Genomic DNA, 19,623 nt, shown 5'->3' on the forward strand with positions numbered 1-19,623 from the left:
CGTGGGGGACCGGGGACGGTCGGCGGCGCGCCCGCCCGGGCGGGCCACCACGACGCTCGACGTCGGTCTCGGCGTCCGCGAGGTGCTGGCCGGGCCCGCGACCGGGCAGGTGGTCTCCGTCCACCGGGTGGCCGCCTACCTGCGGTTCCCGGCCGGGCTGATCGCCCTGACCAGCGGGCTCGCCCCGTCCGGGCCGCTGCACCTGCGCGTGGCCGTGCTCCCCGGTCTGCACGTGGGGGAGCGGGTGGTCGTCGAGGGCCCGGCGCTGTCGGGGCCGACCTGGTCGCGGTCCCTCGACGCGCCCACCTGGACCGGATCCCTCCCCCCGCATCCTCCTGCCGGTGGTCGCACACCCGGCCGAGGTGTGCGCGCGCTGCGGGACCTCGCCGCGCGCCTCGGCGGCCGCGGACCCGGCCTGACCCCCGAGGGCGACGACGTGCTCGCCGGGGCGCTGCTGGCGACGCGGGCCGTGGCGGGGCCGTCGGTCGAACCGGAGCTGCGGGAGATCGCCGCGTCGGTGCGCACCACGGAGGTGGCGGCGGCGTTCCTGGCCTGGGCGGCGCGCGGGCAGTGCATCGCCCCCGCCCACGACCGGCTCACCGCCACCGACGACCACGCCCGCCGCAGCGCGGAGCGGCGGTTGCGGGCCATCGGGGCCAGCTCGGGCGCGGCCCTGCTGCGGGGTCTGCGGTGGGGTCTGCGGTGGGGGAGCGGTCAGGCCTCGGGCACCGACAACCAGATCGCCCTGCTGGGGTCGGCACCGGAGTTCGACCAGCTGTGCGGGCGGTCGGTGGGGTAGTGCAGCGCGTCGCCGTCCCGCAGGGTGTACCGCTCGCCCGCCACCTCGACGTCGAGGGCGCCCTCCAGCACCAGCAGCAGCTCCTCGCCGGGCCGCGGCCGGGGGCGGCCCCCGGCTCCCGCCGCGATGGTCGCCACCGAGCCCGCGGCGCGGAACCGCTCGGGCGGCCCGCTGATCCCGCGCAGCTCCACCCCCTCCGCCTCGGAGCGGACGGCCGGGCGCGCGCCCGCGGGGACGTGCGCGGCGACGGGGACGGTGTCGACGCCCTCCACGAAGTGCCCGATGGGGCGCTCCAGCGCGGCCGCGAGCTTGAGCAGCGTGGTGATCGTGGGGACCATGTCGCTGCGCTCCACCTTGTGGATCGCGGCGGCGGAGACGCCCGAGCGCTGCGCGAGCTGCTGCAGGGACAGGCCGATCTGCTGGCGCAGGTCGCGCACCTTCGGACCGATGGCGCCGACGATCGGCTCCCACGCCGCGGGGTCGCCCGGGCCGCGCGTCTCGGGCGGGGCAGCGGTCATGTCGGCTCTCCTTGACACAGTGATCACGTTCAGTATAGTAGATTTCTCGTTGCTTATGGTGGACGCAAGCGTGATCGTCCACCTCCTATTACACATCGACCGACGGAAGCGGGTTCCACCTTGCCTCGCAAGACGGTGATCATCGGCGGCGGCGCGGCGGGTCTGGGGTCCGCGGGCGGGGTCAAGGCCGCCGATCCCGGCGCCGACGTCGTCGTCTACACGGAGAACGAGGACGTCGCCTACAGCCCCTGCGGCATCCCCTACGTGCACGGCGGCGAGATCCCGGACTTCGAGCGGCTCTTCCTGGCCGGCAAGCAGGCCTACGTCGACGCCGGCATCGACGTCCACTACGAGACCGCGGTCACCGCGATCGACACCGCGGCCAAGACGGTCACGGTGGCGGGCGAGGGCGCGGTCTCCTACGACCAGCTCATCATCGCCACGGGCTGGAACTACGCCGACCCCGGCGTCCCCGGCGGCGAGCTGAGCGGCCTGTACTACGTCAAGAACATCCGGCGGGCCATGGAGTGGGACAAGGTCATCTCCGAGACGAAGAGCGCGGTGGTCGTCGAGGCCGGCCCGCTCGGCCTGGAGATGGTCACCGCGCTCGCGCACCGCGGCGTCGAGACGCACCTGATCGACCCGAACCCCTACGCGCTGGCGATGATGGCCGACCCGGACATCATGAAGCCGGTCGAGGACTCCTGGCGCGAGCTCGGCGTGCACCTGCACTTCAACACCACGCTCGAGGCGTTCCTCGGGGACGCCGACGGCAAGGTCCGGGCGGTGCAGACCTCCGGCGGCGAGATCGCGGCCGACCTCGTCGTCATCTCCACGCACAAGACGCCCGAGAACGCGCTCGCGAAGGCGGCCGGGATCAAGCTCGGCTCCACCGGGGCGATCGTCGTCGACGAGAGGATGAAGACCTCCGCGCCCGACGTGTGGGCCGCCGGCGACGTCGTCGAGATCCCGCACGGCCTCACCCGCACCCCGCTGCAGGGGCTGACCGGGTCGCACGCCTACGCCCAGGGCAAGACCGCGGGCACCAACGCCGGCGGCGGCGACCGCGCCTACCGCGCCGTGTACGTGCCCTGGGGCACGCCCGCGGGCAAGTGGGTCATCGGCGGGGCCTCCTTCGGCGAGGCCACGGCCACCGCGCTGGGCATCCCGTACGTCAAGGGCGAGGCCCAGGGCATCTCGCGGGCCCGCTACTACCCGGGCGTGCAGCCGGTGCGCGTGAAGCTGCTCGCCGAGCCGGGCACGCTGCGGCTCATCGGCGCGCAGATGGTCGGCGGCGGCGAGGGCATCAAGGAGCGGGCCGACTTCCTCGCCCAGGCCATCCGCTTCGGGATGACGCTGCACGACCTGTCGACGATGGAGAACGTCTACTCGCCGGCCATCGGGGCCCTCAACGAGCCGATCGTGGTGGCGGCCACGAACGGCGTCGCCGAGTCGAAGAAGAAGGCCTGACCATGGCGGGCACGGGCTTCTTCGGCTGGTTGCGCAGCAACTCCGAGCACTACCTCCTGATCGCCGCCCACCAGAAGCTGGCCAGGACGCAGGGCTCCCCGCCCCCGCGGCCGCCGAAGGGGGCCAAGGAGATCTTCTGGCTGAAGGTCTTCGCGCCGACCTACGCGCTGCTGCCGTGGCCGCTGCGCAGCCGGATCATGCGGGCGATGCCCGGCAGCCACCGTCAGACCTGGGCAGCGCCGCCCCGATCCCAAGGACCCGCGGTCTGACCGCGACAGGTATCCACCGCACCAGAAGGAGAAGAACGTGGCTCAGATCAAGGGCGAGCGCCCCACCGAGGGCGACATCATCGTCGACTACGACGAGAAGCTCTTCGACGACATCCAGGCCAACGAGGGCGAGAAGGCCTACATCTTCATGCACACCGTCCCCTACGAGGGCTCGGTCGGCTTCGTCAACATGCTCACCGCCACCCGGATCAACCGGAAGGGCTTCGACACCTCGATGGTGCTCTACGGCCCCGGCGTGCTCATGGCGTCGGGTACCCGCGGCTTCCCCACCGTGGGCGCCGAGGCCTTCCCCGGCCACATGAACTTCAACAACCAGCTCCAGACGTTCATGAAGGAGGGCGGCAAGGTCTACGCGTGCCGCTTCGCCATGGCCGCGCTGTACGGCATGCGCGAGGCCGACCTCATCGAGGGCGTCAAGCCGATGCACCCGCTCGACGTGCTCGACGCGACGCTCACCGCCCGCCGTGAGGGCGCCCTCGTCCTGCAGACCTGGACGCTCTGACACACGCCGGACCAGTGGGGCGGGGGTCGCATCGCGACCACCCGCCCCTTCGGCCATCGAGAGGGACACGATGAGCAGCATCGCCAACATGGGCGGCACCGAGGGGTGGGGTCGTGCCACCGCCCCGACGCCGGACGAGCCGCCGTTCGCCGAGTCGTGGGAGGGTCGGGCGTTCGCGCTCACCCTGCTGACGATGGGCCGCATCTCCGGCCGCAACCTCGACGCGTTCCGGCACGCCCTGGGCAGCCTCGACCGCGCCTCCTACCTCGACGACGGCTACTACGGCCGCTGGCTCAACGCGGCCGAGCTCATGCTCACCGAGAGCGCGATCCTCGCCCCCGGCACCGTCGACGCCCGCGTCCGGGCCAACCGGGGCGAGTCCGTCGAGGTGCCGCCGGCGCCGGAGCAGGACGCCAAGCCGGACTACAAGCCCACCGCCGCGGGATCGCTGCGGACGGTGGAGGAGCCACCCCGCTTCGCCGTCGGCGACCGCGTGCTCGTCAAGGACGAGGACCCGACCGGGCACACCCAGCTCGTCGCCTACCTGCGCGGACGGACGGGCGTCGTCACGATCGTCCAGCCCGCCGCGCTGCTGCCCGACACGCACGCGCACTTCCTGGGGGAGAACGCCCAGCACGTCTACGCGGTGGAGTTCGACTCGCACGACCTGTGGGGCGCCGACGCGGAGTCGTTCACCCTCACCGCCGACATGTTCGACAGCTACCTGGAGCCGGCATGACCATCAATCCCGACCGCCTGTCCCCGGCGCTGCGCACCGAGGCCCTCGAGCAGATCCTCACCGAGCGCGGGCTCGTCGACCCGGCCGTGATGGACAAGTTCATCAGCACCTACGAGAACGACGTGGGCCCGCTCAACGGCGCCAAGGTCGTCGCGAAGGCCTGGACCGACCCGGAGTACAGGGCGCGCCTGCTCGCCGAGGGCACCTCCGCGATCAAGGAGCTCGGGTTCGCCGGGCCGCAGGGCGAGCACATCGTCGTCCTGGAGAACACGCCGTCGCTGCACCACGTCGTCACCTGCACGCTGTGCTCGTGCTACCCGTGGCCGGTGCTCGGCCTGCCGCCGGGCTGGTACAAGGACCCGGCCTACCGGGCGCGGATCGTGCGCGAGCCGCGGACCGTGCTCGCCGAGATGGGCCTGACCCTGGCCGACGACGTCGAGGTCAAGGTGTGGGACTCCAGCAGCGAGGTGCGTTACCTCGTGCTGCCGCTGCGCCCCGCCGGCACCGAGGACGCGTCGGAGGAGGAGCTGGTCGGGCACGTCACGCGCGACATGATGGTCGGCGTGGCGCGGTGACGACCCCGCTGCTGGAGGTCGACGGGCCCGCGGCGCCGCCGCGCGACAACGGCGAGCTGGTCTTCGCCGAGCCGTGGGAGAGCCGCGCGTTCGGCCTCGCGGTGACGCTGCACGACGCCGGCTCGTTCACCTGGGACGACTTCCGCGACCACCTCGTCGCCCGCATCGCCTACTGGGAGCGCTCGCACCCGGAGGGGGAGTGCTACAGCTACTACCGCTGCTGGCTCCAGGCGCTGGAGTCGGTGGTGCAGGAGCGCGGGCTGGTGGCGGACGGGGAGGTCACCGGCCGGGCGGGCGAGCTCGCCGAGCGCCCGGCGGGACACGACCACGAGCACGACGAGGGCCACGGCCACGGCCACGGGCACTGACCCCTCGTGAGCGGGAACGGCGGCCGGGGCCGCCGTTCCCGCTCACGGGCGGGTCCGCCGGATCTCCGCGTAGACCTCCCGGTGCCGCTGCGCGCTCGCGGCCCAGGTGTAGCGCCCCGCCACCGCGTGCCCGGCGGTCCGCAGGCGGTCGCGCAGGGCGTGGTCGGTGACGATCCGGTGCAGCGCGTCGGCCAGTGCCGGGCTGTCGCCGACGGCGGGGAGCAGGGCGTCGACGCCGTCGGTGAGGTACTCGCCGAACACCGGCAGGTCGCTCGCGACGACGGGCAGGCCCATGCTCAGCGCCTCCAGGACGACGAGCCCCCAGCCCTCCTTGACCGACGGGAACGCGAGCGCGTCGGCCGCGGAGTACCAGCCGGCCAGCTCGGCCTCGTCGACCGTGCCGAGCTGCACCACGTCGACGCCGAGCTCCAGCCCGAGCGAGGGCAGTGACGCGAGCGCGGCGTCGCGGTAGGCGGTGTAGTCCTGGAAGGAGTGCCCGCCGACGACCGCGAGGACCGGGCGCTCGTCCCGGTCGCGGGCCAGCGCGCCGAGCGCCTCGAACAGGTGGTGGGTGCCCTTGCGCGGCTCCACCCCGCCGACGGCGAGCAGCAGGAACCGCTCGCGCGCCCCGACCCGCTCCCGCAGCGCGGCCCGCTGCTGCGCGGTGACCGGCGGGAACCGGGCGGTGTCGACGCCGTTGGGCACGACGTCCGGGGTCACGCCGTACTCGTCGCGCAGGATGCCGCGCCACTGCTCGCTGACGACGAGCACGCGGTCGGGCTGGTGGATGGCCTTGGCCTGGCAGTCGATCAGGGCGGGGGTGGTGAAGTCGTCGACGTGGTGGACGGTGCGCACGACCGTCACCGGTGCCCCGTCGTCGCGCACGGCGACGGCGGCCCGGGCGGAGATGCAGTCCTGCGGGTGCAGGATGTCGAACCGGCCCGCGAGCCCGCGCAGGCCGTCGGTGAGGGCGTCGATCGCGGCGAACACCCGCTCGTCGAGCGTGCCCGCGCGCTCGCGCACCGGGACGATCGTGTGCGGCACGTCGACGGGGCGGAAGAAGCCGACGTCGGGGTCGCCGAGGGTCACCACGTGCACCGGGTAGCCCTGGCGGTGCAGCTCCTCGGCCAGGCACAGCGTGTGCACGACGCCGCCGCGCGGCTTCGTCGAGTACGTCAAGAGTGCGACCCCGCGCGTCACACCGCCCGCCCGACGATCTCCGGGTCGCGCGCGGCGATGGCGGCCGCGGCGAGCGCGGCCCGGGCGGCCGTGGCCGTGACCACGCACCCGGCCTCGGTGAACACCCGCCGCTGGGCCTCGAGGCCCTGGGGGTCGCCGTCGGAGCCCAGCACGTAGACGACGATGCGCGGTCCGCCGCCGGCGATGATGTCGGCGCAGACCGGGGCGAGCTCGGCGGCCGGGTCGGGGTGCGCGCCGTGGCCGAGCACGACGTCGAGCACGATCACGGCGACGTCGGGGTCCGCACCGTCGGAGCGCAGCATCTCGATCCGCGCCTCCGGGTCGATCATCGGGTGCGGGCGGCCCTGCGTGTACTCCTCCTCGCCCAGGTCCAGGCACGTGTGGGCGCCGTCCGGGGCGGGCAGCCCCAGCGACTTGTCGACCGGGGTGTTGGAGTGCACGTCGCCCAGCGCGCCGGCCAGGATGACCAGTGCCTCGTAGCAGAGCGTGCCGCCGGAGTAGAGGCCGCGCAGCAGCGTCCGCTCGGCGGGCAGGTCGGCGATCGCGGCGGCGACGGCGTCGCGCAGGCCCTCGGTGGGGTCGGGGGCGGTGCGGCCCAGCGCCTCCAGCGCCCGCACCGCGCCGGTCTCCAACGACCCGGCGAGGACGACGCCGTCGGGCACCTCGATCGACCCGGGCTCGAGCCCGATCAGCGCGGCGACGACCGGCTTCCCGGCCGCGGCGGCGAGCACCGACCGCGCGACGTCGGGGTCCGGGGGCTTGGAGACGAACAGCACGACCTCGGTGGCGTCGTCGGCGCGCAGCGCGGCCAGCGCCTCGCGGGCCATGATGCCGCCGACCGCGGCGGACATGTCGCGGCCGCCGAGCCCGATGACGTGCGAGACGCCGACGCCCCAGCGGTCGACCAGGGTCATCGCCTCCTGCGCGCCGGTGCCCGCCGCGGCGACGACGGCGACGGGCCCCGGCGTCACGACGTTGGAGAAGCCCAGGCAGGTGCCGCCGAGCATCGCGGTGCCCGCCCCGGGGCCCATCACCAGCAGGCCGAGACCGGCGGCGCGCTCCTTGAGCTCCACCTCCGCCTCGACGGGGACGTTGTCGCTGAACAGCAGCACGTGCAGGCCGGCGGTGAGGGCCTGGTGGGCCTCCAGCGCGGCGTAGTCGCCGGGCACCGACACCACGGCGACCGAGCTGTCCGGCGCGATCTCCAGCGCCTCGCGGACGCTGCGGGCGGACCGGACCGGCCCGTCGGCGGCGTCGGTGGAGCCGCGGCTGAACATCGCCTCCTCGCCCGCGGTGGTGCCCGCGGCCACGGCGTCGTCGGACTCGCCGCGCACGGCGATGAACAGGTCGCCCGCCCCGGCGCCCGACCACTCGCCTGCGTCGAAGCCCTCCGAGCCGAGCGTGTCGAGGTTCGCGGGCGTGGCCATCGCCGCCGACGCCCACTCGACGCCCTCGACCTGGCGCATCGTGCGCGTGCCGGTGAGCTGGACGACGGAGTCGAGGTAGGTGTCGCGGAAGAGGGTGACCCGGTGGACGGTCACAGCACGGCTCCGATCGGGGAGTGCGCGGCGAGGATGCGGGTGCCGGCCTCGCCGCCGTCGGTGGGGTCGAGGGAGGCGCGCACGTGCGCCACGTCGGTGATCACGGCGGCCTGGCCGCCGTGCCGGACGAAGTCGATCGCGGCCGCCATCTTGGGGCCCATGCTGCCGGGCGGGAACTGCCCGTCGTCGTGGTGGCCCTGGGCCTCGTCGACGCCCATGTCGAGGATCGGGCGCTGCCGGTCGGTGCCGAAGTCGAGCGCGACCCGGTCGATGTCGGTGATGAGGACGAGCGCCTCCGCGCCGAGCTCGGTGGCGACGAGGCGGGCGGTGAGGTCCTTGTCGATGACGCCGTCGACGCCGCGGTACCCGCCCGCGTCCTCGACGACGGGGACGCCGCCCCCGCCGCAGGTGATCACGATCATCCCCTGGTCGACGAGCGAGCGGACCGCGCCGATCTCCAGGATCCGGCGGGGGGCGGGCGAGGCGACGATCTGGCGGTAGCCGCGCCCGGAGTCCTCGACGACCGTCCAGCCGCGCTCGGCGGCGAGCCGCTCCGCCTCGTCCTTCTCGAAGAACGGGCCGATCGGCTTGGTCGGCTCGCCGAAGGCGGGGTCCTCGCCGTCGACGACGACGTGGGTGACCATCGCGACGACGGCGGGCGGGGCCTCGCTCACGACCTCGTGCAGCGCCAGGACGAGCAGCGTGCCGAGCTGGCCCTGCGTCATCGCCCCCTGCACGAACAGCGGGAGCGCGGGCACCTCCTCGGCCGCACCGTGCTGCTGGATCGACAGGTTGCCGACCTGGGGTCCGTTGCCGTGGACGACCACGACGACCCAGCCGGCGTCGCGGAGCTCGCAGATGGCCTGGGCCATCGACCGGGCGTTGGCCGCCTGTTCGGTGTGCGTGCCGGCCTGACCGGCACGGATGATGGCGTTGCCCCCGAGGGCGACGACGGCGGTCCGCGGCATGACTCGTACTCCAGCCGTACAGGATGATGATGGGTAATCAACTATAGTGGATGAACCTGGGTGAGTGGAGGACCGGAGTGCACGGAGCAGCGGCAGAGCAGGCGGCGCAGGCCCGGTGGCGCGCCGCGGAGGACCGGCTCTACCCGGTGGCGATGAGCGATCCCGACGGCTACCGCCGGGGGCTGGAGTCGGTGCAGGCATTGGTGGGTGAGCTGCGTCGCACCGCGGGATCGTTCGACGACCTGCTCGCCGCGGAGGCCGACCCGCAGGCGCTGCTGGCCGTGCTGCCCGAGGACCGGCCGGCCCTGCCCGTCGACCTGCTGGTGGGTGCGGCGTGCAGCGCGCGGGCCCGGGAGGTCCTCGCCGAGCGCGAGGGCGGGCGGCGGGCGGCGGTGATCGCGACCGCGCGGGCCGAGGGCAGGTCGTGGGCGGTGCTGCAGGGCCCGGAGCGGATCGAGGAGCTCTACGGCGGCTCGACCGTCACGACCCACCTGGCCACCGGCCGCACGCTGCTGGCCGCGGTCGACCCCTACGCCGGGGCGGAGCCGTACCTGCTGCAGGAGTACGCCGCCGACGGCGCGCCGGGCCGGGAGCGGGCCTTCGCCGACGCGGCCGCCTGGGTCGCCGAGCGCGACCGGTGGGCCGCCGAGATCGAGTCCTCTTGACTGATCACGATGCGAAGGGTCTCCTATACGACATGACCGCTCTCTATAGTGAATCCTCGTCGACGGGGCGGAGCACGGGCGTGGACGTCAGCTCGCTGATCATCGATCTGCAGAGCGTCGGACTCCGCGTCGAGGCGCCGGTCGAGTCCCGGCGCGGGGGAGCGGGCCCGTCCGACTCCGGCATGCTGTGGATCGAGGGCGTGCCGGTCACCGTGCCCACGCAGACCGACGGCCCCTCGCCCTACGTGCTGAAGGCCGAGGACGACGGGCAGGGCATCTACCGCGACGGCGTCAAGCTGGCCTCGGTCGCCACCAGCCACCGGCCGCGCTTCTACGACATGACCACGGCCGACGGCGTGCCGTACTGGAAGATCGCGCTGCTGCACCTCGACTCGCTGGCCAGCACCGTCCTGCAGACCTGCAACTACTGGGGCAACTCCGACCAGTGCAGGTTCTGCGGCATCGGCGTCTCGCTGGACTCCGGGCGCACCATCGCGAAGAAGACCCCGGCGCAGCTGGCCGAGGTGGCCGTCGCCGCGCGCGACCTCGACGGCGCCGTCGACGCCACCCTCACCACCGGGAGCACCCGGGCCCCCGACCGCGGCGCGTACTACGTCGCCGAGTGCGGTCAGGCGGTCAAGGAGGCCTCCGGGCTGCCCGTCGAGGTGCAGTTCGAGCCGCCGCACGACCTCGCGGTGCTCGACCGGGTCCACGGGTCGGGCGTCGACGCCGTCGGGATCCACGTCGAGTCGTTCGACCCGAAGGTGCTCGCGCACGTCGCGCCCGGGAAGTTCCGCACCGGCATCGAGACCTACTTCCGGACCTGGGAGCGGGCCGTCGAGCTGTGGGGGCCGGGGCGCGTGTCGACCTACGTCATCCTCGGCATGGGCGAGGACCCGGACCTGACGATCGCCGCGTGCAAGCGGGCCGTCGAGATCGGCGTCTACCCCTTCGTGGTGCCGCTGCGGCCCGTCGCGGGCTCGCTGATGGAGGAGGTCGCGCCGCCGACCGCGGAGTACACCGAGCGCGTGTACCGCAAGGTCGCGGGCTACCTGGAGGAGCGCGGGATCGGCGCCGACACCGCCGTCGCCGGGTGCGCGCGCTGCCAGGCCTGCTCCGGGATCAACGGGCTGCAGAACCAGCTCAGCGAGGGCAAGCCGCTGCTGCAGATCGGCTCGCGACCGGCCGCCGGATCATGACGCGCGTGGTGGGTGCGCGGCCGCAGGTGTCCTGCCGCCTCACCGACGGCGACGCCGCGGACCTCGCCGCCCACCACGCCGTCCGGCACGCCGTGTTCGTCGAGGAGCAGGGGATCTTCGCCGCGTCCGACCGCGACGTCCACGACGACGACCCGGCCACCCTGCACGTCCTGGGCCTCGTCGACGGCGAGCCGGCGGGGACCGTCCGCCTGTTCCCGCTCGGCGACGGCCTGTGGCAGGGCGACCGCCTCGCCGTGCTCACCGCGCACCGCACGTCGGGTCTCGGTGCCCCGCTGGTGCGCTTCGCCGTCGCCACCGCGGGTGCGGCGGGGGGTCGGCGGATGGTCGCGCACATCCAGCCGCCCAACGAGCGGTTCTTCCTGCGGCTGGGCTGGACCCGGGTCGGTGGCGTCGAGACCTACGTCGGTCACCCGCACCTGCGCATGGAGATCGCCCTCGGCGGCCCCTGACCCTCAGGGCATCCGCGTGTAGCCGTCCCGCAGCTCGGCCGGCAGTGCCCGCGCGATGCGGGCCCGGGCCGCGAGGCGGTCGACCGGGGTGCCCAGCCTGCCGACGAGCAGGTCCGACCCGATGCGGCCGGCGACGCGGGCCGCGGCCTCGTGGCGCCCCAGGTGCGCGAGCGCCAGTGCCTGGTACTTCGGGGAGTCGTGGGTGCGGGCCTCCTCGAACAGCGCCTCGGCCCACGAGCGGTCGAACCGCGTGCGCATCTCCAGCAGCCGCATCGCCGCCCGGGGCCGGAACGGCAGCGACCGCTCCAGCATCGGCGCGGCCGCCTCGACCCGCGCCCCGGCGTCGTCGGTCCGGCCGATCCGCAGGTCGCAGTCGGCGAGGGCGAGCAGGGCGTGCAGCTCCTGCTCCAGCTCCAGCGCCCCGCCCCCGCGGTGGGCCAGGTCCACGGCCAGCTCGGCGTGCTCCCGCGCGCGGCCGACGTCGCCGAGCTCCTGCCACAGCCACGACGTCGTCGTCTCGATCCCGGCGCGGTAGAAGCTCACGCCGTAGCCGTCGATGAGCGAGCGGGCGCGGTCGAGCGAGCGCAGGGCCCCGGCGAAGTCGCCGACGTCGCCGCGGGCGAGGCCGATGAAGAACAGCGTCTGCAGCAGCGGGCGGAACTGCCCGGTGCGCCGGCACAGCACGGCGGCCCGCTCCAGCACCGCGCGCGCCTCGGTGAACCGGTCCTGGTGCTGCAGCAGCGCGCCCTGGTAGGCCAGCGCCATCGCCGTGGTGGCGTTGCCCGGCTCCTCGGGCTCCGCGCGGAGCACCTGCTCGTACGCCGCGCCCGCCGCGGCGTAGTCGCCGTCCCAGTGCCGCACCCGGCCCAGCAGGAGCGTGGCGCTGGGCAGCGCGCCCTTCGCCGCCGCGGCCGACTCGGCCAGCTGCGAGGCGCGCTCGGCCAGGTCGACCGCGCCCAGGACGTCGCGGGCGTAGAAGGCGGTCCAGCCGAGCTGCTCCAGCACGCGCGCCTCGAGCTCCTCGTCGTCGAGCTCGCGGGCGAGCACCAGCGCGTGCTCGTGGTCGTCGCGCGCCTCGTCGTGGCGGCCCAGCTCGGTGCGGGTCTCCCCGCGGCGCAGCCGCACGACGGCGAGCAGGGCGCGGTCACCGCTGCGCTCGGCCGCCCCGATCGCGTCGGTCAGCAGCCGCTCGGCCTCGTCGTTGGCGAACGTCAGGTGCGCGGCGTGGGCGGCCAGCTGCCAGGCGCGGGCCGCCTCGCCCCAGTCGTGCGCCGCGGCCAGGTGCCGGGCCGCGGTCTCCGGGCGGGCGTCGGCGAGCCGGGCCGCCCGGCGGTGCCTGCTGACCCGGATCGGCTCGGGGACGGAGTCGTAGGCGACGGTGCGGACGATGTCATTGGGGAAGCGGAACCGCTCGCCGCGGGTGGCCAGCAGGCCCGCACGCAGCGCCCGCGCGGCACGGGCCGCGCAGTCCTCCACGTCGAGGCCGCTGACCGCGGCCACGTCGTCGAGGGCGAAGGCGTCGCCGAGCACGGCGCCGAACGCGAGCAGCGCGGTGACGTCCTCGCCGGCGTGCTCCAGCCGCTCCGCCACCGCCTCGTGCAGCGAGCCGGGGATGGCGAGCTCGCCCGTGCCGGACGAGGGATGGCGCAACAGCTCGGTGACGAACAGCGGGGAGCCGCCGGTCCACGCGTAGAGCTTCGCGACGTCGTAGGCCAGCCCGGAGTCGCGCACCAGCGCGGCGACGGCCGGTTCGGCCAGCGGCCCGACCTCGTGCACCTCCGCGACGTCGCGCAGCGCCGCCGCGACCGGCGCGTCCTCCCCGGTGCGCTCGGTGACGACGACGAGGAACCGGCCCCGGGTGTGCGTGGCGAGGAAGTGCAGCGCCTCGACGGTGGACGCCCCGGCGTGCTGCAGGTCCTCGATCACCAGCAGCACGGGCTGCTCCTCGGCGAGCCCGCCCAGGAACCGGGCGAGCGCCTCGAGGCTGCGGCGGTGTTCCAGCTCGGCGCCGACCCGCTCGTAGGGCTCCGGCCCGGTGCGCGTCGCGATCTCCGGCACGAGCTCGATCAGCGTGCCCAGCCACTCGCCCGCGGTCGTGCGCACCCGCTGCGGGTCCAGCCGGGAGACGCCGTCGCGCACCGCGTCCAGCAGCGGCTGCAGGTACAGCGAGCGCTCCGCCTCCCGGCACCACCCGGTGAGCACCAGCGCGCCGGAGCGCCCGGCGCGCGCGGCGAGCGCCTCCACCAGCGCGCTCTTGCCGATGCCCGCCTCGCCGACGACGAGCACCGAGCCGGGACGCCCGCCCGTGGCCTCCTCCCAGCGGGCGACCAGGCGGGACAGCTCGGCCTCCCGGCCGACGAGCGGGGCGGGTTCCGGGACCGGGGCGGGGGCCGCGGGCCGGGCCTTCTCCGCGCGCAGGACCGACAGGAACAGCGCCTGCGTGGCGGGGGAGGGATCGGCGCCGAGCTGGTCGGCGAGCGCCGTGCGCAGCGCCCGGTAGACCAGCAGCGCCCGGGCCGACTCCCCGGCCCGCCGGTGCGCCGTCATCGCCGCCCGGGCCGCCTCCTCGTCGAGGGGGTCGTCGCGCAGCGCGGCGCCGGCGGCCTCCACGACGCCGGCGTGCGCCCCCAGCTCCAGCGCCGCGGTCCACCACGTGCGCCGGGCCCGGCGCAGCTGGTGCTCGGCGAGCAGGCGCACCTCCGCGGTCCACGGCGCGTCGCGCTCCTCGGTGAGCGGCCGGCCCTGCGCGAGCAGCGCCGCGGCCCGCTCCGCCGCGCCCGCGGCGGGCCCGAACCGCTGGCCGGCGAGCTCCTGCTCGGCGGTGAGGACGAGGTCGCGGGCCTCGAACAGGTCGACGGTGGTGTGCTCGTCGAGGACGAGCCGGTAGCCGCTGGGCCCGCCCTCGAGCCGCTCGCGGCCCACCGCGCGGCGCAGCCGGCTCACCAGCACCGCGATGTTGCGCTCGGCGTGGTCGGGCGGCCGGGACCACAGGACGTCGATCAGCACGTCGACGGGGACGAACCCGCCGTCGTGCGCGGCGAGCACCTTGAGCAACCGCTGGGCCTGCCCCGCGGGCGGGGACTCCTCGGTGTCGCCCTGGACGCGGAAGGTCCCGAGCAGGGACAGCCTCAGGCGACCGGTTGACACCCCGCGGATCCTATCCCCGTCCGGGTTCGGGGATAGGATCGTCGGGATCCGGAAGGGGTTCGTGGATGAGTGGGCACTCCAAGTGGGCGACGACGAAGCACAAGAAGGCCGTCATCGACGCCCGGCGCGGCAAGATGTTCGCCAAGCTGATCAAGAACATCGAGGTGGCTGCGCGCACCGGCGGCGGTGACCTCGACGGGAACCCCACGCTCTACGACGCCGTCCAGAAGGCGAAGAAGAGCTCGGTCCCCAACGACAACATCGACCGTGCGCTCAAGCGCGGGTCGGGCCAGGACGCGGGCGGCGCCGACTACCAGTCGATCACCTACGAGGGCTACGGCCCCAACGGTGTCGCGCTGCTCATCGAGTGCCTGAGCGACAACCGCAACCGCGCCGCCACCGAGGTCCGGGTGGCGATGACGCGCAACGGCGGGGCGATGGCCGACCCCGGCTCCGTCGCGTACCTGTTCACGCGCAAGGGCGTGGTGATCGTCCCGAAGAGCGGCGACCTCACCGAGGACGACCTGCTGCTCGCCGTCCTCGACGCGGGCGCGGAGGAGGTCAACGACCTCGGCGAGAGCTTCGAGGTGATCTCCGAGGCCACCGACCTGATCCCCGTCCGCACCGCACTGGTCGACGCCGGCATCGACTACGACTCGGCCGACCCCACCTTCATCCCGTCGATGAGCATCCCGCTCGACGCCGAGGGTGCGCGCAAGGTCTTCCGCCTCATCGAGGCGCTGGAGGACAGCGACGAGGTGCAGAACGTCTACGCGAATTTCGACGTGAGCGACGACGTGATGGCCGAGGTCGGCTGACCGTCCCCCCCACCGCGCAGACCGGGGAGCGCCGCGCAGGCGGCCGGCGGTCTGCGCGGTGAGCACGGGGTCTGCGTCGTGGGGTCCCCGCCGTGGGGTCCGCGCCGCGTCAGCGGGCCCGGAACACCGCCACCCGGGCCGGGCGGACGGAGCGGCCCGCGGCGTCCAGGCCCGGCTCCAGCAGCCGGGCCACGGTGCGGTCCTGCGCCGGGTCGTCGGTGGGCACCACCTCCACCGCCTCCATCTGCGTTCCGCGGAACGCCTCGCCGGGGGCGGGGGTGACGAGCGCGCCCCCGCGCCCGACGACCAGCCGCTCGAGCCCGGCGGCGACGGCGGTGAAGGCGGCCCGTTCGCGCCGGGAGCGGGCGGTGGCGGCGCAGGCGAGGCTGTCGCGCAGGAGCGCGTGCAGGTCGACGAGCAGCGGGACGTCGGGGCCGGTGGCCGCGCGGGCGTCGGTGAGGGCGGCGATGGCGGCGGCCTGCCGCGTCAGCAGCCGGGTCACGTCATCGATCTTGTCGGCGAGTTCCCGCACGCCCCGACCGTATCGCTACGCTCCCGCCGTGGCCGTCCACGGTATCGATCTCGGCACCACGAACTCCGCCATCGCCCGGACGGGCCCGGACGGGCGGCCGCAGGTGCTGGCCGGGATGTCGGGGGAGCCCACCACCCCGTCGGTGGTGCTGTTCGCCTCCGGCACCGAGCACGTCGTGGGGGAGGGGGCGCGCCGCGAGGCGCGGCTGGACCCCGAGCACGTGTGCGCGCTGGTCAAGCGGCGGATGGGCGACGCCGAGTGGCGGTTCGTCGCGCACGGCACGGCCTGGTCGGCGCCCGCGGTGTCGTCGCTGGTCCTCAAGTCCCTCGTCGCCGACGCCGGGTTCGCCTCCGGCGAGACCCCGACGTCCGCGGTGATCACCGTCCCCGCCTACTTCGGTGACGAGGAGCGCCGCGCCACCGTCCTCGCGGGCACCTACGCCGGCCTCGACGTCGTCGACGTCCTGTCCGAGCCGATCGCCGCCGCGCTCGCCTACGGCTTCGGTCGCCTCGACGGCAGCCCGGACCTGTCGAAGGACAGCGCCCACGAGACCGTCCTGGTCTACGACCTCGGCGGCGGCACGTTCGACGCCACCGTCATCGAGCTCGCCGACCGCCGGATCTCCGTGCTCGCCGTCGAGGGCGACCACCAGCTCGGCGGCGCCGACTGGGACGAGCGGATCGCGCTGCACCTGGCCCGCGGCTTCGGCGAGGAGAACCCCGACGCCGAGGACCCGATGGACGACGCCGTCGGCACCCAGGCGCTGGTCCTCGCGGCCGAGCGCGCGAAGCACCAGCTCTCCGACACCACGAGCACCGACGTCGTCGTCACCCACGACGGCGCCCGCGCGACGATCACCCTCACCCGCGACGAGGTGGAGGCGATGACGGCGTCGCTGCTGCGGCGCACCGTCGACCTCACCCGGTCCTGCCTGGCCGAGGCCGCCCGCCGCGGGGTGTCGCGCGTCGACCGGGTGCTGCTCGTCGGCGGCTCCTCGCGGATGCCCGCCGTCGCCGACGCCCTGCTCACCGAGCTCGACCTCGACGCCCGGCTGCACGACCCCGACCTCGCCGTCGCCCGCGGCGCCGCGCTGTACGGGGAGAAGAAGGAGCTGGAGCGCATGGTCGCGGCCGACCTGCGCACCCGCGGCCGCCTCCGGGACGGCGCCCCGCTGGAGGACGCCGCGCCCGCCGACCTCGACGACGCCGCCCGCCGCGTCGCCGACGCCTACGCCGTGCCGCTCGCGCAGGTGCGACGGGCGGTGGAGATCCGCGTCGACACCGTCGTCTCGCGCGGGTTCGGGGTCCTCGCGGTCAACGCGGCGGCCGGCCGGCTGGAACCGACCTGGCTCGTGCACCGCAACGACCGCCTCCCGGTCCGCACCAGCCGCAGCTTCGGCACGATGCGCGCCGACCAGTCCGTCATCGCGCTCACCGTCGTCGAGCAGCAGGGACAGGCCGAGTCGTCGCGGGCGGAGGACGCGAAGGTGCTGGTCGAGGGCCAGATCACCGGCATCCCGCCCGGCTACGACGAGGGCGCCGAGGTGCGGGTCGTCTTCGAGATGGGGTTCGACGGGGTCCTGCACGTCACCGCGGCGCACGTCGAGGCCGGGCTGCCGCTCACCCTCACCGTGACGACGGGCGCCACGCTCTCGCAGGCGGAGGTGGCCCGCGAGCGCGACCGGCTCGGGAAGCAGCGCCGCCGTGAGTGAGGGCCACCGTGAGTGAGGGCTCGCCATGAGCAGCGCGTTCGATCCCGGCGACTACCGCAAGCGGGTGCTGGCGGCCGTCCTGAGGCGAGGTGGGCCCGAGTCGTCGGACCCGTTCGAGCTCTACGACCTGCCGCTGGACGACGACCCTGGCGACGCCGCCGTCGCCGCCCGCGTCGCCGAGGTGTGGGGCGCCTGGCAGCGGATGCGCGACCACCCCAAGTACCGCGTGCTCGTCGCCGAGCTGGTGGCCGGGCACGACGCCCGCTCCGCGGAGGTGCTCGACGGCGGCAGGCGGCACACCGCGGCCGCGCGGGTCCGGGCCCAGCGCGAGCAGCGCGACGCCGGGCGCTACGCCCTGCTCGACGCCGCGATCGCCCGGCTCGTCGACCGGCACCGCGGCGTCCCGGCCGACAAGGTCGAGGGGCTGCACGAGGTCGGGGCGCTGGCCGGGCTCACCCGTGACGAGGTGACCGCGCGGCTGCGCCGCCACCGGGTCCTGCGGGCGGCGGACCGGCCGGCCGGCGTCACACCGGAGCGGCGCCGCCAGGTCCGCGCCCTGCTCGACGAGTTCGGCCGCCTCACCGACGCCCCCGCCCCGCCGACGCTCCTCGGCCTGCTCGGGCTGGACCCGTCGGCGTCGGAGCAGCAGGTGCGGGCCGGCGCCGCGGCGTGGCGGTCCCGCGCCCGGGAGCTGCCGCCGACGCGGCTGCGCACGGTCCTCGACGAGCTGCTGGTGCACGTCGCGGAGCTGGTCGAACCGGGTGCGGCGGCGATCGCGACCTACCTCGACGCCGTCGCCGCCGACGTCGCCGAGCACCTGCGGCCGCGGGTCCGGGCCGCGGTGCTGGTGGAGGACCGGCTGGTGGCCGAGGACCACGCGCACCTCCTCGACGAGGCCCGCGCCCTCGGCCTGGACGACGCCCGGGCCCGCCGCGTCCTCGCCGAGGTCGCAGCGGAGCTGGGGGCGCCGATCGAGTCGGGCGCCACCCCGCCGCCGCCGACACCGACGACGACACCACCGCCACCGGCACCGCCGACGGCCCGGCCGCGCGGGCGGGAGTGGGAGGCACCCCTCAAGGCGGCCCGCGCCGCCCTGCGGGCGGGCCGCCCGACCGAGGCCCGACGGCTCGTCGACGACGCGCGGCGGGTCGCCGGGACCGACGGCGTGACCCCGGTGCGGGCGGTCGCCGACGAGATCACCGCCGTGCTCGACGAGGCCTCGCGGCGGTGGCAGGCGGCCGTCGCGGCCGTCGCCGCCCGCCGGGCCACCGACGCGCTGGAGCACCTGGAGCACCTGGAGCGCACCGCGGCCGACGTCCCCGGCCCGGGCGGGGCCGACCTCGCCCGCCTGCTGGCCGCCTCGCGGCGCGACGTCGCCCGTGCCGACGCGGCCGTGGCCGCCGCCGTCGCCGGCCCGACCGCCGACCGGGCCGCGGCGCTGCTCGCGGTGCTCGACACCTGTCCCGGCCACCCCGGGGCGCAGGCGGCGCTCGCCGCCGTCCCGGTCGCCCCGCCGGCGTGGGTCCGGGCCGCCCGCGACGGCCGGGGCGACGTCCTCGTCGTCTGGGAGCCCTCGCCCACCCCGCAGGTGCGCTACAAGGTCTCGCGGCGCCGCCCGGACGGGACGTGGCAGGTGGTCGGGCGCGTCACCGACACCTCCGTCCTCGACGGCGGCGCCCCACCCGCCGTCGAGGCGCCCGTCTACGCGGTGGAGGCGGTGCAGGCCGGCCGCAGCTCGGCGGCGGTGCGGTCCGACGATCAGACGCCCCCGGGCACGACGCCCGCCCCGGCTCCTGGGCCCCCTGCCGCCGCGGGCCCGCCCGCCCCGACCCGGGTCCGTGCCGAGCGCGTCGCCTCCGGGTCGGTCGTCGTGCGCTGGGACGGTCCGCCGGGGGCCGAGTTCCGCGTCCGCTGCGCACTGCCCGACGGCCGCTGGCGGGTCGTCGGCCGCACCCGCGACCACGAGATCGAGGACGGCGGAGCCCCCGGCGGCCCGGTGCCGGGCTACACGGTCAGCGCCGCCGTCGACGGCGGCCGGTCCGCCGAGACCGCCTCCTAGACCGGACGGGGGCACACTGGGCGGCGCACTCCGTCCGTGGTGACCCGTACCG

19 protein-coding genes are annotated in these 19,623 nt (G+C 75.3%); 13 read left to right on the forward strand and 6 right to left on the reverse strand.

Going from position 1 to position 19,623, the window contains the following annotated elements:
- Window position 1 precedes the first annotated feature (1 nt).
- A complete protein-coding gene (locus H6H00_RS22225; protein ID WP_185717652.1) occupies window positions 2–799 on the forward strand; it encodes an oxamate carbamoyltransferase subunit AllH family protein in 798 nt (265 codons plus the stop codon).
- Here H6H00_RS22225 and H6H00_RS22230 read toward each other — a convergent pair.
- Window positions 715–1,317, reverse strand: a complete 603-nt coding sequence (locus tag H6H00_RS22230; RefSeq protein WP_185717653.1) for a helix-turn-helix domain-containing protein — start codon at window positions 1,315–1,317, stop codon at window positions 715–717. The genes H6H00_RS22225 and H6H00_RS22230 overlap by 85 nt on opposite strands.
- 120 nt (window positions 1,318–1,437) lie before the next feature.
- Here H6H00_RS22230 and H6H00_RS22235 point away from each other — a divergent pair, with 120 nt between their 5' ends.
- The 6 genes from H6H00_RS22235 (at window position 1,438) to H6H00_RS22260 (ending at window position 5,261) form a co-directional block, all read left to right on the forward strand.
- Window positions 1,438–2,787: an FAD-dependent oxidoreductase gene (locus tag H6H00_RS22235; protein WP_185717654.1), complete on the forward strand. Its 1,350-nt coding sequence runs from the start codon at window positions 1,438–1,440 to the stop codon at window positions 2,785–2,787.
- 2 nt (window positions 2,788–2,789) lie between these two features.
- Window positions 2,790–3,056, forward strand: coding sequence for a hypothetical protein (locus H6H00_RS22240; protein WP_185717655.1), 267 nt, complete (start codon window positions 2,790–2,792; stop codon window positions 3,054–3,056).
- A gap of 37 nt (window positions 3,057–3,093) precedes the next feature.
- The gene (locus tag H6H00_RS22245; protein ID WP_185717656.1) at window positions 3,094–3,579 is read left to right on the forward strand and encodes an MSMEG_0572/Sll0783 family nitrogen starvation response protein; all 486 of its coding nucleotides are present in this window, start codon (window positions 3,094–3,096) and stop codon (window positions 3,577–3,579) included.
- Window positions 3,580–3,649: 70 nt separating this feature from the next.
- The gene (gene nthB / locus H6H00_RS22250; RefSeq protein ID WP_185717657.1) at window positions 3,650–4,318 is read left to right on the forward strand and encodes a nitrile hydratase subunit beta; all 669 of its coding nucleotides are present in this window, start codon (window positions 3,650–3,652) and stop codon (window positions 4,316–4,318) included.
- On the forward strand, window positions 4,315–4,893 hold the full coding sequence (gene nthA / locus H6H00_RS22255) for a nitrile hydratase subunit alpha (protein ID WP_185717658.1): 579 nt from the start codon (window positions 4,315–4,317) through the stop codon (window positions 4,891–4,893). The genes nthB and nthA overlap by 4 nt, the downstream gene beginning before the upstream one ends.
- Window positions 4,890–5,261 carry a nitrile hydratase accessory protein gene (locus H6H00_RS22260; protein ID WP_185717659.1) on the forward strand — a complete coding sequence of 124 codons (372 nt, stop codon included), beginning with the start codon at window positions 4,890–4,892 and terminating at the stop codon, window positions 5,259–5,261. Before nthA ends, H6H00_RS22260 begins: the two co-directional genes overlap by 4 nt.
- Window positions 5,262–5,303: 42 nt before the next feature.
- Here H6H00_RS22260 and H6H00_RS22265 read toward each other — a convergent pair whose 3' ends face one another.
- Genes H6H00_RS22265 through H6H00_RS22275 form a run of 3 tightly spaced genes read right to left on the reverse strand, consistent with a single transcriptional unit; the run spans window position 5,304 to window position 8,970 of the window.
- Window positions 5,304–6,440, reverse strand: coding sequence for an MSMEG_0565 family glycosyltransferase (locus H6H00_RS22265; protein WP_185717660.1), 1,137 nt, complete (start codon window positions 6,438–6,440; stop codon window positions 5,304–5,306).
- Between the two features lie 17 nt (window positions 6,441–6,457).
- On the reverse strand, window positions 6,458–8,002 hold the full coding sequence (locus H6H00_RS22270; protein ID WP_185717661.1) for an AllF/FdrA family protein: 1,545 nt from the start codon (window positions 8,000–8,002) through the stop codon (window positions 6,458–6,460).
- Window positions 7,999–8,970, reverse strand: a complete 972-nt coding sequence (locus H6H00_RS22275; RefSeq protein ID WP_185717662.1) for a carbamate kinase — start codon at window positions 8,968–8,970, stop codon at window positions 7,999–8,001. The genes H6H00_RS22270 and H6H00_RS22275 overlap by 4 nt, the downstream gene beginning before the upstream one ends.
- 50 nt (window positions 8,971–9,020) lie before the next feature.
- Here H6H00_RS22275 and H6H00_RS22280 point away from each other — a divergent pair, with 50 nt between their 5' ends.
- From H6H00_RS22280 to H6H00_RS22290, 3 genes are all read left to right on the forward strand, one after another.
- Window positions 9,021–9,635: a hypothetical protein gene (locus H6H00_RS22280; RefSeq protein ID WP_185717663.1), complete on the forward strand. Its 615-nt coding sequence runs from the start codon at window positions 9,021–9,023 to the stop codon at window positions 9,633–9,635.
- Between the two features lie 80 nt (window positions 9,636–9,715).
- Window positions 9,716–10,834, forward strand: a complete 1,119-nt coding sequence (locus H6H00_RS22285; RefSeq protein WP_255425315.1) for an MSMEG_0568 family radical SAM protein — start codon at window positions 9,716–9,718, stop codon at window positions 10,832–10,834.
- Between the two features lie 5 nt (window positions 10,835–10,839).
- Window positions 10,840–11,304: an MSMEG_0567/Sll0786 family nitrogen starvation N-acetyltransferase gene (locus H6H00_RS22290; RefSeq protein WP_255425316.1), complete on the forward strand. Its 465-nt coding sequence runs from the start codon at window positions 10,840–10,842 to the stop codon at window positions 11,302–11,304.
- 3 nt (window positions 11,305–11,307) lie between these two features.
- On the opposite strand, the gene H6H00_RS22295 is transcribed toward H6H00_RS22290, so the two are convergent.
- Window positions 11,308–14,451: an ATP-binding protein gene (locus H6H00_RS22295; RefSeq protein WP_185717666.1), complete on the reverse strand. Its 3,144-nt coding sequence runs from the start codon at window positions 14,449–14,451 to the stop codon at window positions 11,308–11,310.
- 65 nt (window positions 14,452–14,516) lie between these two features.
- Between H6H00_RS22295 and H6H00_RS22300 the strand changes: the two genes are divergently transcribed.
- Window positions 14,517–15,269: a YebC/PmpR family DNA-binding transcriptional regulator gene (locus tag H6H00_RS22300; protein WP_185717667.1), complete on the forward strand. Its 753-nt coding sequence runs from the start codon at window positions 14,517–14,519 to the stop codon at window positions 15,267–15,269.
- Between the two features lie 109 nt (window positions 15,270–15,378).
- Here the strand turns inward: H6H00_RS22300 and H6H00_RS22305 are convergent, their stop codons facing one another.
- Window positions 15,379–15,801 (reverse strand): nucleotide exchange factor GrpE, encoded by a 423-nt coding sequence (locus tag H6H00_RS22305; RefSeq protein ID WP_185717668.1) that lies wholly within the window; start codon window positions 15,799–15,801, stop codon window positions 15,379–15,381.
- A 28-nt stretch (window positions 15,802–15,829) separates the two neighbouring features.
- Here H6H00_RS22305 and H6H00_RS22310 point away from each other — a divergent pair, with 28 nt between their 5' ends.
- Together H6H00_RS22310 and H6H00_RS22315 are read left to right on the forward strand one after the other, a co-directional pair.
- Window positions 15,830–17,512, forward strand: coding sequence for an Hsp70 family protein (locus H6H00_RS22310; protein ID WP_185717669.1), 1,683 nt, complete (start codon window positions 15,830–15,832; stop codon window positions 17,510–17,512).
- A gap of 25 nt (window positions 17,513–17,537) precedes the next feature.
- Window positions 17,538–19,571 carry an Ig-like domain repeat protein gene (locus H6H00_RS22315; RefSeq protein WP_185717670.1) on the forward strand — a complete coding sequence of 678 codons (2,034 nt, stop codon included), beginning with the start codon at window positions 17,538–17,540 and terminating at the stop codon, window positions 19,569–19,571.
- Window positions 19,572–19,623 lie beyond the last annotated feature (52 nt).

The sequence above is a fragment of the Pseudonocardia petroleophila genome (assembly GCF_014235185.1).
Classification (GTDB): domain Bacteria; phylum Actinomycetota; class Actinomycetes; order Mycobacteriales; family Pseudonocardiaceae; genus Pseudonocardia; species Pseudonocardia petroleophila.